Source organism: Streptomyces sp. NPDC002680, from assembly GCF_042889145.1.
GTDB classification, from domain to species: Bacteria; Actinomycetota; Actinomycetes; order Streptomycetales; family Streptomycetaceae; genus Streptomyces; species Streptomyces adonidis.
The window spans coordinates 335,791-349,723 of the sequence record NZ_JBIAQP010000012.1 but is presented as its reverse complement, the minus strand read 5'-3'; the positions used below and the strand labels follow the sequence as shown (position 1 = coordinate 349,723).

Here is a 13,933-nt window from a genome sequence, read left to right as displayed (position 1 = left end):
GGGATGAGAAGGGATGTGCCTGAAGTGACCCGTTCCACCCTTTCCAGATGTACGGCCGTGCTCGTCGCCGTGCTCGCCATGGTGGTCGCCCTCCTGGTGGCGCCGCCCGCGTCCGCCGCCGTCACGTTCAGCTCGACGGGCGTGAACCAGAACGGCGGCAACTGCCTTGACCTGCCCGGGAGTTCGACGACCAACGCGACTCAGCTGCGTGCGTTCACGTGCAGTTCCGGCGCCAACCAGAACTTCGGCTACACCCCGGTCGCGGGGACCTCCGACACGTACACGATCACCACGCAGTCCGGTCAGTGCGTCGACGTCTTCGGGGCGTCCACGGCGGACAACGCCACGATCATCCAGTGGCCCTGCCACAGCGGAACGAACCAGCAGTGGCGGCTCGTTCCCGTGACGGTCGCCGGCACCGACAAGACCTTCAATCTGGTCTCGGTGAGTTCGGGCAAGTGCGTGACGCCGAGCGGCGGTTCGTCGGCCTCGAACACCAACCTCGTCCAACTCCCGTGCGCCTCCGCCAACGGCAGGGTGTGGCGGCTGCCCGGATTCACGAGCGGGGGCGGCACGGGCACGCACACGTTCACCAACCCGCTGTCCCAGCACGGGCCCGACCCCTGGCTGACGTACTACGACGGCTACTACTACCTCGCCACGACCACCTGGAACTCGACGATCACGATGCGCAAGGCGAGCACCTTCGCCGGGCTGGCGACCGCCGCCGACCAGGTCATCTTCAACCTGACCCGGCCCAACGGCGCGGGCACGATGTGGGCCCCGGAGTTCCATCTCCTCGACGGCCCGAACGGCAAGCGCTGGTACTTCTACTACACTGCCGGGCGGGAGCCGTACGACCTGGGCACCCAGCGCATCCACGTACTGGAGAGCGCGGGGCTCGACCCGATGGGCCCCTACTCCTTCAAGGCCGACCTGCTCGACCCGACCCAGGACAACACCTGGGAACTCGACCCGGGCATCCTCCAGTTGAACGGTCAGCTCTATCTCCTCGGCACGTTCTACAACGGCTCGCAGCCCATGTTCATCCGGCCGCTCTCCAACCCCTGGACCGCGAGCGGGACCCGCCGGATCCTGTCGACCCCGACCTACAGCTGGGAGACGGTCGGCGGCGCGGTCAACGAGGGCGCCGAGGTGCTCCAGCGCAACGGCAAGACGTTCATCGTCTACTCGGCGAGCCACTGCTCCACGCCCGACTACAAGCTGGGGATGCTGACGTACAACGGAACCGGCGACCCGCTCAACTCAGCCTCCTGGGTCAAGTCACCGAACCCGGTCTTCCAGCGGTCCAACGCCAACGGCGTGTACGGGCCGGGCCACAACGGGTTCTTCAAGTCGCCCGACGGGACGGAGGACTGGATCGTCTACCACGCCAACAACTCCACCTCGGGCGGCTGCGACATGAACCGCACCACCAGGGCGCAGAAGTTCACCTGGAACGCCGACGGCACACCGAACTTCGGTACGCCGGTGGCTCTCGGCGTCACGCTGACCGCGCCGTCGGGCGAGTAACGGGCACCTCGCAACCCGTGGCCCCACACATCGACGGTTCGGGAACCACCACTTCCCGGACCGTCGGTTTGCGGATCAGGAGCAGCGCCGCGTCGTCGTGGAGCCGGCCGCCCACATGGTCAAGGAGTTCCTCGTGGAGCGCGTCGAGGGTGCGGGAGGGCTCGTCGGAGGCGTGGCGGGCCAGTCCTTCGTCGAGCGGGTAGAAGGCGCGGCCCCGGTCGCGGGCCTCGGTGACCCCGTCGGTGTACAGCAGCAGCTGGTCGCCGTCGGCGAAGGGCAGCACATGGAGGTCGGGGGTGTGGCCGGTGAGGGCGCGCAGTCCGAGGGGCGGGGCCGGGTGCGCGGGCTCCACGGCCGTGACCTCGCCCGAGGCATGGACGAGCAGCGGGGGCGCGTGGCCGCAGTTCACCACCTCCAGGTGTCCCGTCCTCGGGTAACCGGCGACCACGGCGGTGACGAAGTCGTCCGGGCCGAGGTTGCGGGCGAGGCTCCGCTCGATGCGGTCGACGACGGCGAGCAGATCGGGCTCGTCGTAGGCGGCCTCCCGGAAGACGCCGAGCACCAGCGCGGCGGTCCCCACGGCGGGCAGCCCCTTGCCGCGCACATCGCCGACGATCAGTCTCACCCCGTACGGCGTGGGTATCAGCGCGTACAGATCACCCCCGATCCGGGCCTCGGCCGCCGCCGCGCTGTAGCGGACGGCCACCTGGAAGGGGCCGACCGTCGCCGGGACGGGGACGAGCAGGGCGTGCTGGGCGGTCTCCGCGACCGAGCGAACGGCGTCGAGGACCCGCTCCCGGCGTCCGCGCAGCGCGCTGGCCAGGCCGCTCGCCAGGGTGACGGCGGCCAGGGCGGACAGTACGGCGGCCAGCTCGCGGGCCGGTACGCCGTCCCAGCTGCCGAGCGTCGCACCGAGCGCCCCGGCGAGGAGGCCGACGTACAGGACACCGCGCGGTCCGTTGGTGGTGGCGGCCAGTGCGGGCCCGGCGGCGAGCAGCGGCAGCCAGCTCGCCCCGGCTCCGCCGACGAGGTCGCCGAGGACGACACCGGCGACGATCAGCACGGGCAGGACGGGCAGGATCGGCAGTGCGGCCATGCGGGTCCTGAAGGTCCGCATCGGCCAGTGGTCGCCGTCATGGTGTCGGGCCTGACTCATGTTCCGTCCGCAGTCCTCACCTGTGTACGGGGTGAGCCCCCGATATGCCTGTTTCATCCAGTAATCAGGAAACGCGATCAACCGGGCCGGCAGCAAGGATCGGATTTTCAGATAGTGAGCGAGAGGCTCCTGGTCACACGGTCCGCGATCGGAATCAGCCGGGCCCGGACGTCCGGCACCCGGGAGAGCCGGTCCACCGGCATGGACACGCCGAGCGAGCCGAGCGTGTCGCCCCGGTAGACGGGGACGGCGACGCAGACCGTGCCGAGGGCGTACTCCTCCAGGTCCGTGACGGCCGGGGCCACGGGTGAGGTGTCGATGCGTCGGAGCAGTTCTGGCGGGCTGGTGATCGTCTTCGGGGTGAGGTCGGCGAGGTGATGACGGGAGAGGTACTCCTTGCGGGCGTCCTCACCCATCTCCCGCAGGACGGACTTGCCCAGCGCTGTGGCGTGCCCCGCGTCCTCGAACCCGACCCACAGATCGACGCGGGGCGCCCGCGGACCGTCGACGATCTCGGCGACCCGGATCTCGCCCTCCTCGTAGAAGGTGAGGTAGGCGGCGGTCGTCAGTTCGTCCCGGAGCGCGGCCAGCACGGGACGGACCCGGCTGAGCAGGGCCTGCCCCCGGCCCGTGGTCCGCAGGGTCTGGAACCTGTCGCCGAGGATGAACCCGCCGTCGTCCAGTTTCCGCAGGTAGCCGTCGTGGACCAGGGTCCGCAGCAGGTGGTAGGCGGTGGCCAGGGGCAGCCCCGTCTCGCGTGCCAGCTGCTTGGCCGGCGCGCCGTTCGCGTGCGCGCTCACCGCCTCCAGCAGGCGGAAGGCCCGCTGGACGGAGGTGATGAGCGTGGGGCCTTCGTGCGCACCCATGGGACCAGCGTGCGCCCGGCGTGCGGCCCGGGCAAGACGTGCGAGGCGAGGGGTGCGCCGACAGTTGTTCTCGCCCCCGCCGCCCCTACCCGTCCCATCCCTGGGGGCGCTGCCCCCGAACCCCCGCTCCTCAAACGCCGGAGGGGCTGGAATACCCAGGCACATCCAGCCCGTCCGGCGTTTGAGGACAAAGGGGGGTCTGGGGGCGCAGCCCCCAGGGATGGGAACGGGTAGGGGCGGCGGGGGCGAAGAAAAGCCCACACCCCCCTCACATCTTCGTCGCCCCCGCCGCCAGGTCCCGCAGAAAGTGCCGCGCCCCGAACAGGAACACGATGATCAACGGAACGACACTCATCAGTGCCCCGGCCATCACCAGCGAGTAGTCGGTGTTGTACAGGACGTTCAGATTGGCCAGGGCGACCTGGAGGGTGACCCTGTCGGGGTCGATCATGACTACCAGGGGCCAGATGTAGTCGTTCCAGATGCCGATGAACGTGAAGATCCCGAGAAACGCGAGGGCCGGCCGGAACAGCGGCAGGGCCACCTGCCAGTACAGGCGGAAGAAGCCGGCGCCGTCGATGCGCCCGGCATCCAGCAGTTCGTCGGGCAGCGAGTTCTGGGCGTACTGGCGCATCCAGAAGATGCCGAAGGCGTTGGCCGCGCCCGGAATGATCAGCGCTTTCAGGGAGCCGGCCCAGCCGAACTCGGCCATGGTGACGAACTGCGGCACCAGGGAGAGCTGCGCGGGGATCATGTACGTGACCAGCAGCGAGCCGAACAGGAACTTCTTCGCCGGGAACTCGTACTTGGCAAAGGCGAACGCGGCCAGCGAGTCGAAGAACAGCACCAGCGCGGTGCCGAGCACAGCGACGACGACCGTGTTGAACAGCGAGCCGAAGAAATCGACGGTGTCGAGCACCCGCCGCATGTTGTCCAGGAGATGCGGCCCCGGTATCAGCTTGGGCGGGTACTGGTAGATGTCCTGGGTGGTGCCGGAGGCCATCACCACCAGCCAGTAGAAGGGGAACAGCGAGACCAGCACACCCAGGAGCAGCACCGCCCGGACACCGATCCGGGTCACTCTGCTGCCGGAGCCGATGGCGAGGCCCGCGTTGCCGGTCGTCCTCTTGTCAGCGGCCATTGCGGGCCCCCTTGCGACTCAGACGGAGACGCAGACGCAGACGCTGACGCAGCGAGCGCGCGATCCCGGAACGGTCGTCGCTGTCGGAACCGGAGACCAGCCGCCAGTTGATGACGGTGAACACCGCGATGATCGCGAAGAGCAGCCAGCCCATCGCCGCCCCGTAGCCGAACTGATGGTCCTTGAACGCCTTCTGCCACAGATAGAGCACGACGGTCATACCTTCCTGGCCCGGTCCGCCGGTGGTTCCGACATCGTCCGACTGGAAGAGCACCTGGGACTCGGTGAAGATCTGCAGGCCGTTGATGGTGGAGGTGACGGCCGCGAAGAGGATGACCGGCCGCAACTGCGGCACCACGACCCGGAAGAGGGTCTGCCAGCTGTTCGCGCCGTCAACACGGGCGGCCTCGAAGTGCTCGGTGGGAATGGCCTGGAGGCCCGCAAGGAAGATCAACGCGTTGTAGCCGATCCACCGCCAGATGATCATGATGGAGACGGCCGACTTGATGCCCCACTCGGAGGACAGCCAGCCGACACCGTCCAACCCGACCGCCCGCAACAGCGAGTTGGCGAGTCCCGCCTGTGCGAAGACCGAGCCGAAGACGATGGTCATGGCGACCATCGAGGTGACGTTGGGGATGAAGTACGCCACCCGCAGCGCGCCCGTGAACCGGACCTGCGAGTGCAGCATGAACGCGAGCACCAGAGCCAGGAACAGCATCGGCACCGTGGACAGGAACCAGATCTCGAAGGTGTTGAGCACCGAGTGCCAGAACACCGAGTCCTCAAGTAGCCAGCCGTACTGTTTGAACCCGATGTACCGCATGTCCCCGATGCCGTCCCAGTCCTGGAAGGACAGGTACAGGGAGAACACGACGGGGAAGGCGCCGAAGACGGCGAACAGGACGTAGAACGGGGAGATCGCGAGCAGGGGCGGGAAGTGGCGGCGCCGTCCGCCGGGGGCGGTGGATCGCGTACGGCGGACAGGGCGCTGCTTGGTGTCGGTCGGCGGGTCGAGAACCGTGGCCATGTGTCAGCTCACCCCCAGCCTGGACAGCGTGGTCTCGGCGGTGTCGACCGCGTCCTGCCAGGCCCGGTCGGGTTTCTTGCCCAGCAGTTCCACGTTGGTCAGCTCCTGGAAGAACGGGGTGTTGGCGGTCTCCTCGTACGGGCTGAAGTAGATGACCGGAGCCTTCTCGGCGGCCGGGCCGAAGACGTCGATGGGCTTCTGGCCGCCGAAGAAGGGGTCGGCCGTGTGCATCGCGGGGTCGGCGTAGGCGGCCGGGGTGGTGGGGAACAGGGACATCTCCTGGTAGCTCTTGAGCTGGTTCTCCGGGCCGAGCAGCCATTTCATGAAGGCGAATCCGCCCTCGGGGTCGCGGCAGTAGCGGGTCATGGTGACGTAGGAGCCGCCGTAGTTGCCGGGGCCGTCCGGCAGAGTGGTCAGCCGCCATGAGCCGGACGTCTTGGGCGCGGTGTCCTTGAGGCCGTTGATGGCCCACACGGCGGTGGTCATCGTGGTGACCTTGCCGCCGCTCATGGCCGCGTTGTAGTCCGGCGTGCCGTCCGTGATCCTGGCGCTGAGCCCCCGCTGGAGTATCTCCACGGACAGGTCCCAGGCGCGTCGGATGTGCGCCTGGTCGCCGATGAAACGGTTGTCGGCGTCCACGAACTGCTTGGGGCTCTGAAGCAGGGCCTGCTGGAAGACGTTGCCGATGTTGCTCACCAGGTACGGCTTGCCGGGCCCCTTAGCCCGGAGGGTCCGGCCGGCATCGATGAACTTCTCCCACGTGGGCATCGCCTCGGCGACATCGGCCGGTTCATAGGCCAGTCCGGCCGCCCGGAAGAGGTCCCGGCGGTAGTAGAGCGCGGTGGGTCCGGCGTCGAGCGGGAAGCCGATCATGCGGCCCGACGGGGTGAAGCAGCTCTTCCACTTCCAGTCGAGGTACTGGTCACGGACGGACTCCGCGCCCACCGTCCGCAGGTCCAGGAACTCGTCCTCGTCGGGGAAGAAGGTCGCGAGGTTGTCCGAGTTCACGACCGTCAGGTCCGGCACATAGGCACGGGCGGCGAGGCTCGTACGCACCTTCGAGTCGATGTCCCCGTCGGGTATCTGGGAGCCCTTCACCTTCACCCCCGGCGCACCAGGGACACGGCGTCTGGCGGTGGCGAGCAGCTTGTCGCTCAGGGAGCCCTTCCAGTACCAGAGGCTCAGATGGTCGGTACCCACGGAGGCCGAGCCACTGCTCGCCCCACATCCCGACATCCCCAACAGGGCCGCACCCGCACCGCCGAGGGAGACCCCCAGCAGTCGTCTGCGGGACATTGTTCGGTGTTCCATCGGCGCGCACTCACTTTCCGGGCTGGCGAAGACAACGATGTCGGCCAGGGCCGTGAACGTTCACGTGAACGTTGCCGTTGAGTATCGACACGGCCGAAAACCAGTGTCAAGGGACGTACACGGTAGATGTGTTGTCTTAATTACGGCGATACCAGGTGGGGTTGTCCCATAGGGCATGGGGCGCCGCAACGCGCCCCTTCAGGGGCGCGAGGAACTGCGCGACCAGCCCCCACCGGGCCCGCAGCGAACAACGCGCCCGTCCACCACAACTCTCACACCGAGGCGCGCAACACCAGTTGAGGCACGACCCACGCATCGGAACCGCTCAACGGCTCCTCCCCCGCCCGCAGTCGAGCCACCTGCTCGACAGCCAGCCGCCCCAACTGCCGCTTGTCGAGATGCAGAGTGGTCAACGCCGGCTCGACCAACTCCCCCAGCGACAGCCCGTCGAACCCCAGGACCGCCAGATCGTCCGGCACCCCCAGCCCACGCCGCCGAGCGCACCGCATCGCCCCGATGGCGATCAGGTCGTTGAAGCCGAAGACCGCGGTGATCTCGGGCCGGGCATCGAGGAGTTGAGCCATCCCCACCTCCCCGCCCGCCACGCTGTGCTCGGGGCTCGGCACGATCCAGCTGTCGTCGACGGGCAGCCCGTGCCGTCGCACCTCGGCCAGGAACGCTTCCCGCCGGGGCCCGGGCGCGTCGAGCCGGCCCCCGTCCAGCATGCCGATCCTGCGATGCCCCGCACGCACGAGATGGGCGATGCCCTGTTCGAGCCCGGCGGCGGCGTCGATGCCCACCGCCGCGAACCTCGTCTGCTGCGGGCCGCGTTCGAGCAGGACGAGCGGTACACCGCCGAGGTGACGGGCGAGAACGTCGTCGTCGTTCTTGAAGTAGCCGACGACCGCGTCCGCCTGATGGGACAGCACGTCGAGCGCCTCGCGCTCCCTCGTGTGGTCGGTGCGGGAGTCCCATACGACCACCTGCCAGCCGCGCTGCTCGGCGGCCTCCAGCACACCGGCGGCCACCTCGGGGAAGAACGGGTTCATCAGGTCCGGGATCACCAGTCCCGCCGTCACCGCCCCCTTGCGGACGAGTCCCCGCGCGAACCGGCTCGGCCGGTAGTCAAGCAGACGGGCGACCTCCAGAACCCGTTCCTTCGTGGCCGGGTCGATCTCGCCCTTGTCGTTCACCGCCCGGGAGACCGTCTGGCGTGACACTCCGGCCAGTTGGGCGACGTCGTTGATCGTGGCCCGGCGGCGGGGGCCGTCAGGCTGCTCGGTACGCGGCTCCCGCTGCTGCTTGTCGGCCCACACGCTGTGCACTGTATCCGGCCACGACGAGCCGGGGCTCCGGGCGGCCCGAGGGACCGGACAGCGGAGCGCCTGATCCGATGTCTGCCGCACCCCGCGGCCGCTTCACGCAGGTCACCCACGTGGGCCACGGCCACTACTGGCTGACGTGCCGCCGTAGCCACAAGGCCGCCGACAGCAGGACACCTCGAACCCCATCCGCCGGAACCGCGACCGTCGAGGTGGCGGCGATCCGGCTCAGCCGCGTTCGGCGGTCGTCCCCCGCAGGACGAGGCGCGGGTTCAGCACCACCTCGCGGGGCTCGGTACGCCCCTGATCGAGGCGTTCGACAGCGGCGGTCACCGCGTGCCGGGCCTGTTCGCGGGCGCTCTGGCTGACGGTGGTCAGGTTGAAGCAGCTCAGCCGGGACAGCGCGTCGTCGTCGTAGCCGGCCACCGACACCTGGCCCGGGACGTCGACGCCCGCGCGGGCAAGGCCGGCCAGGACGCCGATGGCGGACTGGTCGTTGTAGGCGACGACGGCGGTGGGCAGCTCACCGGCGTCGACCAGATGGCGGGCCGCGCGCTCGCCCGCCGCCTCGGTGTGGTCACCGCGCAGGACGCCGATGTACGCGTCCAGACCGTGCCGTCGCATGGCGGCGCGGTACCCACGGCGCCGGTCGGTGGCGATCACTCCCTTGCCGCCGTCCACGTACGTGATCGCCCGGTGGCCGAGCGACACCAGGTGGTCGACTATCTGGCCGACGCCGTCCTCGTCGGCGCTGCGTACGACGTCCAGGTCGGCGTCGGCGATCCGGCGGCCGACGGCGATGACGGGCGCCTTGCGGTCGAGGGCGGCGAGGGTGTCTGCGGGGGCGGTGGGGCCGAGCAGGATCAGAGCCTCGCTGCGGAAGGCGAGCAGCGTCTCGATGGCGGTGTGCTCGTCGCGGGTTCGGGTCTGGGTGCTGAGCACGAGGTCGTAGCGCACGTCCTCGGCGGCCGTGTGCAGATGCTCGACCAGTTCGGCGTGGAACGGGCTGTGGATGTCGACCATGACGCCGAGCAGCCGGGTGCGTCTGCTGGCCAGCAGGCTGGCGGTGCGGTCGACCTGGTAGCCGAGATCGGCGGCGGCCTTCAGGACGCGCTGCCGGGTGCGCTCGCTGGGGCCGGCCACTCCCCGCAGCACGAGGGAGACGGACGCGGTGGACACACCCACGCGCGCGGCCACGTCCTCCAGTCGGGGGCGCCTGCTCGCACCGTCCCGGCCACGAGCCGAACCGGCCTCGTCCACTTGCGCCTCCCGCCAGATCTCCTTGCGCAACACCCTTGACACGTTCGTGAAACGAGCCGATAGTACCAGGACTTAAAGCGCTTTAAATTGTCCTGATGTTCTCACCGCGACCCTGACAGAGGCTGTCGCGGTTTCCCGGCCCCATCCACCAGCCGCGGATCGCTGCCACACCCGCCCCCCACCACTTGCCGCCCCCCATTCCTCCCGTTTCCTCCCATTGCACAGCGAGGTGCATGAAGCATGAACCGCACATCTCTTCCGCGATCCCGCAGAATCGCTCCCGTCGTCGCCACGGCCGCGGCAGCCGCCCTGGTACTGGCCGGCTGTTCCAGCGGCTCCGGCGGCAAGAAGTCCGAGGACGGCGGCACCGACGCCTCGGCGGGCAAGGCCACCACCCCGCGGATGACGATCGCGATGGTCACTCACGCACCCTCCGGCGACACCTTCTGGGACACCATCCGCAAGGGCGCCCAGGCCGCCGCCGCCAAGGACAACATCAAGCTCATCTACTCGAACGACGAGACCGCCGGCGACCAGGCCAACCTGGTACAGAACGCGATCGACCAGAAGGTCGACGGCATCGCGGTCACCCTCGCCAAGCCCGATGCCATGAAGGCCGTCGTCGCCAAGGCGGAGGCGGCCGGCATCCCCGTCGTCGGCTTCAACGCGGGCCTCGGCGTGTGGAAGGAGCAGGGCCTGCTGTCCTTCTTCGGCCAGGACGAGTCCGTGTCCGGGCAGGCGCTCGGCACCAAGCTCAACTCCACCGGCGCCAAGCACGCGGTGTGCGTCGTCCAGGCTCAGGGCGACGTCAACCTCGAAGAGCGCTGCGCCGGTGTGAAGAAGACGTTCAGCGGCAAGACCGAGACCCTCTACGTCAACGGCACCGACATGCCGTCCGTGAAGTCGACGATCACCGCGAAGCTCAACCAGGACAAGTCCATCGACGAGATCGTCACGCTCGGCGCCCCGTTCGCGCTGACGGCGGTCCAGTCGGCGTCCGAGGCCGGCAGCAAGGCGAAGGTCGCGACCTTCGACCTCAACAAGGACCTGATCGCCGCCATCGAGTCGGGTGACATCCAGTTCGCGGTCGACCAGCAGCCCTACCTCCAGGGCTACTTGGCCGTCGACTCCCTGTGGCTCTACAAGAACAACGGCAACTACAGCGGCGGCGGCGAGCAGCCGATCCTGACCGGCCCGGCCTTCGTCGACAAGTCCAACGTCGAGAAGGTGGCCGCGTTCGCCGCGAAGGGCACCCGGTGATGAGTGTGACCCAGCAGGCTGCGCCGGCGGTGACCACACCGCCGGCTCCGCCGGTCAGCCAGAAGGACGGCCGCACCAACCAGCGGTCCCTGGGGCGGCGGGTGTTGGCCCGCCCCGAGGTGGGCGCGCTGATCGCCGCGATCGGTGTGTACGTGTTCTTCTTCGCGGCGGCTCCGGCTTTCCGGGAGACGAGCGCCCTTGCGACCGTGCTCTACCAGGCGTCCGTGATGGGCATCATGGCGTTGCCGGTGGCTCTGTTGATGATCGGCGGGGAGTTCGACCTGTCCGCCGGTGTCGCGGTCACCACCTCCGCGCTGACCGCGGCGATCCTCAGTTTCCAGCTGTCGATGAACGTGTGGACGGGCGTGATCGTCGCCCTGATCGTCTCCCTGGCGGTCGGCGCGTTCAACGGCTGGCTGCTGATCAAGACCGGGCTGCCAAGCTTCCTGGTCACGCTGGGCTCGTTCCTGATCCTTCAGGGCGCCAACCTCGCGGTCACGAAGATCTTCACGGGGAACGTGGCGTCGGACTCGATCGCCGACATGGACGGTTTCGACCAGGCCAAGAAGGTCTTCGCGTCGGAGTTCAGCATCGGCGACGTGAACTTCAAGATCACGATCGTGTACTGGCTGGTGTTCGCCGCCATCGCGACCTGGCTGCTGCTGCGCACCAAGTTCGGGAACTGGATCTTCGCCGTCGGGGGCAGCAAGGACTCGGCCCGTGCGGTCGGTGTCCCGGTCAACTTCACCAAGATCGCTCTGTTCATGGGTGTGGGCGCGGGTGCCTGGTTCGTCGGGATGCATCTGTTGTTCTCGTTCAACACGGTGCAGTCCGGCGAGGGTGTCGGCAACGAGTTCCTGTACATCATCGCGGCGGTGATCGGCGGCTGTCTGCTGACCGGCGGCTACGGCTCCGCCATCGGCCCCGTGATCGGTGCGTTCATCTTCGGCATGGTCTCCCAGGGGATCGTGTACGCGAACTGGAACCCGGACTGGTTCAAGGCGTTCCTCGGCGTGATGCTCCTGGTCGCCGCCCTCGTCAATCTGTGGGTCCGCCGCCAGGCGACCCGGAGGTGATCGCATGACAACCAACAAGACCCCCAACACCCTTACCGACGAGGCGACTTCACCCCAGGCCACCCTCACCGAGGAGACCGGCCCCGAGGGAACCGCACCGATCGTCGAGTTGCGCAACACCGGCAAGTCGTACGGCAACATCCGTGCCCTGCACGGCGTGAACCTCGCGGTCCGTTCCGGACAGGTGACCTGCGTGCTCGGCGACAACGGCGCCGGCAAGTCCACGCTGATCAAAATCATCTCCGGGCTGCACCAGCACACCGAGGGCGAACTCCTCGTCGACGGCACCCCCGTCCACTTCGGCACCCCCCGCGAAGCACTCGACGCCGGTATCGCCACCGTCTACCAGGACCTGGCGACCGTCCCCCTGATGCCGGTGTGGCGCAACTTCTTCCTCGGCTCCGAGATGACCAAGGGCCCCTGGCCCGTGCGCCGTCTCGACATCGAGAAGATGAAAGAGACCGCGGACGCGGAACTGCGCAACATGGGCATCGTCCTGGACGACCTCGACCAGCCCATCGGCACCCTCTCCGGCGGCCAGCGCCAGTCCGTGGCCATCGCCCGCGCCGTCTACTTCGGCGCCCGCGTCCTCATCCTGGACGAGCCGACCGCCGCGCTGGGTGTCAAGCAGTCGGGTGTGGTGCTGAAGTACATCGCCGCCGCACGGGACAAGGGCCTCGGGGTCATCTTCATCACCCACAACCCGCACCACGCCTACATGGTCGGCGACCACTTCAGCGTCCTGCGCCTCGGCACCATGGAGTTGAGCGCCGCCCGCAGCGAGGTCAGCCTCGAAGAACTCACCAACCACATGGCCGGCGGCGCCGAACTCGCAGCCCTCAAGCACGAGTTGGCCCAGGTACGCGGCGTCGACGTCGAGGAACTCCCCGAAGTGGAGGACCTCCAGGCACCCCTGGCCGTCTCCTCGGAAAAGACGACGCCCTGACCCCGGAAAAGGCCCGGCGCATGCTCGGCAACGGCTCGGCGAAAGCAACGCCCCACCGTCTCCCCGTGACCGGAAGGCACACCCCGTGAAGATCGCCCTCGACCCCTATATGATCCGCAACGTCCCGCTCCTCGAACTGCCCGCCGTGGTGGCCGAGTTGGGCTACGAGTGGATCGAGCTGTCCCCCCGGGAGGACTTCATCCCCTTCTTCCGGCACCCACGCGTGGACGACGCGACGGTACGGAAGTTCCGCAAGGCGCTCGACGCGGCCGGCGTCGGCATCTCCTCCCTACTGCCCCTGTTCCGCTGGTCGGGGCCGGACGAGGACGCCCGGCAGGCCGCCGTACGGTACTGGAAGCGGGCCATCCAGATCGCCTCGGATCTTGGTGTGGACAGCATGATCTCCGAGTTCAACGGCCGCCCCGAGGACCCGGACCGCAGTGAGGCGCAGTTCTGGAAGTCGATGGACGACCTGCTGCCGGCGTTCGAGCGCGAGGGCATCAAACTGGCCCTGGAACCGCACCCGGACGACTTCATCGAGAACGGCTACGACGCGGTCAACCTGATCCGGGGCGTCAACAACCCCAACGTCAGCTTCCTCTACTGCGCCCCGCACACCTTCCACATCGGCAACGACGCCCCCGGCATCATCGAGTACGCGGGCGACCTGCTCACCCACGTCCATCTGGCGGACGTCTTCGACCACACCGCGTCGTCGGGCAACCGCTACATCCTCAACCCGCCCGGCACCACGGCCCGCGTCCACCAGCACCTGGACATCGGGGAGGGCGAGGTCGACTTCGACGAACTCTTCGGCGCCCTGCGCGCGAACGGCTTCGACGGCACCCTCACGGCGTGTGTCTTCGCCTGGGAGGAACGGGCCAAGGAGTCCTCCGTCCTCATGCGGAAGAAGATCGACGAGTACCTGGCCGCCCGCCCCTGACGGCTGCGACCACCTCGGCACGCACCTCCGGCAGCCCGACAATCCGGCGGTGCGTGCCGACCGGGCACTGCCTGCCCACCAGCGAGACA

12 protein-coding genes are annotated in these 13,933 nt (G+C 68.5%); 5 read left to right on the top strand and 7 right to left on the bottom strand.

The genetic code is table 11. From position 1 onward, the window contains the following. The first annotated feature begins 78 nt into the window (after window positions 1-78). Window positions 79-1,533: a family 43 glycosylhydrolase gene (locus ACFYXF_RS30970; protein ID WP_389354575.1), complete on the top strand. Its 1,455-nt coding sequence runs from the start codon at window positions 79-81 to the stop codon at window positions 1,531-1,533. Here ACFYXF_RS30970 and ACFYXF_RS30965 read toward each other — a convergent pair. From ACFYXF_RS30965 to ACFYXF_RS30935, 7 genes are all read right to left on the bottom strand, one after another. Further along, on the bottom strand, window positions 1,505-2,689 hold the full coding sequence (locus ACFYXF_RS30965; RefSeq protein WP_389354508.1) for a PP2C family protein-serine/threonine phosphatase: 1,185 nt from the start codon (window positions 2,687-2,689) through the stop codon (window positions 1,505-1,507). The genes ACFYXF_RS30970 and ACFYXF_RS30965 overlap by 29 nt on opposite strands. Before the next feature lie 107 nt (window positions 2,690-2,796). Continuing rightward, window positions 2,797-3,555 carry an IclR family transcriptional regulator gene (locus ACFYXF_RS30960; protein ID WP_389354507.1) on the bottom strand — a complete coding sequence of 253 codons (759 nt, stop codon included), beginning with the start codon at window positions 3,553-3,555 and terminating at the stop codon, window positions 2,797-2,799. Between the two features lie 268 nt (window positions 3,556-3,823). Next, on the bottom strand, window positions 3,824-4,696 hold the full coding sequence (locus ACFYXF_RS30955) for a carbohydrate ABC transporter permease (protein WP_389354505.1): 873 nt from the start codon (window positions 4,694-4,696) through the stop codon (window positions 3,824-3,826). Further along, a complete protein-coding gene (locus tag ACFYXF_RS30950) occupies window positions 4,686-5,726 on the bottom strand; it encodes a carbohydrate ABC transporter permease (RefSeq protein ID WP_389354503.1) in 1,041 nt (346 codons plus the stop codon). The genes ACFYXF_RS30955 and ACFYXF_RS30950 overlap by 11 nt, the downstream gene beginning before the upstream one ends. A gap of 3 nt (window positions 5,727-5,729) precedes the next feature. Continuing rightward, window positions 5,730-7,022 carry an ABC transporter substrate-binding protein gene (locus ACFYXF_RS30945; protein ID WP_389354501.1) on the bottom strand — a complete coding sequence of 431 codons (1,293 nt, stop codon included), beginning with the start codon at window positions 7,020-7,022 and terminating at the stop codon, window positions 5,730-5,732. A gap of 287 nt (window positions 7,023-7,309) precedes the next feature. Next, window positions 7,310-8,353, bottom strand: a complete 1,044-nt coding sequence (locus ACFYXF_RS30940; RefSeq protein ID WP_389354499.1) for a LacI family DNA-binding transcriptional regulator — start codon at window positions 8,351-8,353, stop codon at window positions 7,310-7,312. Between the two features lie 234 nt (window positions 8,354-8,587). Next, window positions 8,588-9,619: a LacI family DNA-binding transcriptional regulator gene (locus ACFYXF_RS30935; protein ID WP_389354573.1), complete on the bottom strand. Its 1,032-nt coding sequence runs from the start codon at window positions 9,617-9,619 to the stop codon at window positions 8,588-8,590. A 240-nt stretch (window positions 9,620-9,859) separates the two neighbouring features. Between ACFYXF_RS30935 and ACFYXF_RS30930 the strand changes: the two genes are divergently transcribed. From ACFYXF_RS30930 to ACFYXF_RS30915, 4 genes are all read left to right on the top strand, one after another. Continuing rightward, entirely contained in the window at window positions 9,860-10,879 is a 1,020-nt protein-coding gene (locus ACFYXF_RS30930; protein WP_389354497.1) for a sugar ABC transporter substrate-binding protein, read from the top strand. After that, entirely contained in the window at window positions 10,879-11,955 is a 1,077-nt protein-coding gene (locus ACFYXF_RS30925) for an ABC transporter permease (RefSeq protein ID WP_389354495.1), read from the top strand. Before ACFYXF_RS30930 ends, ACFYXF_RS30925 begins: the two co-directional genes overlap by 1 nt. A 4-nt stretch (window positions 11,956-11,959) precedes the next feature. Further along, on the top strand, window positions 11,960-12,901 hold the full coding sequence (locus ACFYXF_RS30920; protein ID WP_389354493.1) for an ATP-binding cassette domain-containing protein: 942 nt from the start codon (window positions 11,960-11,962) through the stop codon (window positions 12,899-12,901). Between the two features lie 85 nt (window positions 12,902-12,986). Then, a complete protein-coding gene (locus ACFYXF_RS30915) occupies window positions 12,987-13,844 on the top strand; it encodes a sugar phosphate isomerase/epimerase family protein (protein WP_389354491.1) in 858 nt (285 codons plus the stop codon). The last annotated feature ends 89 nt before the right edge of the window (window positions 13,845-13,933 follow it).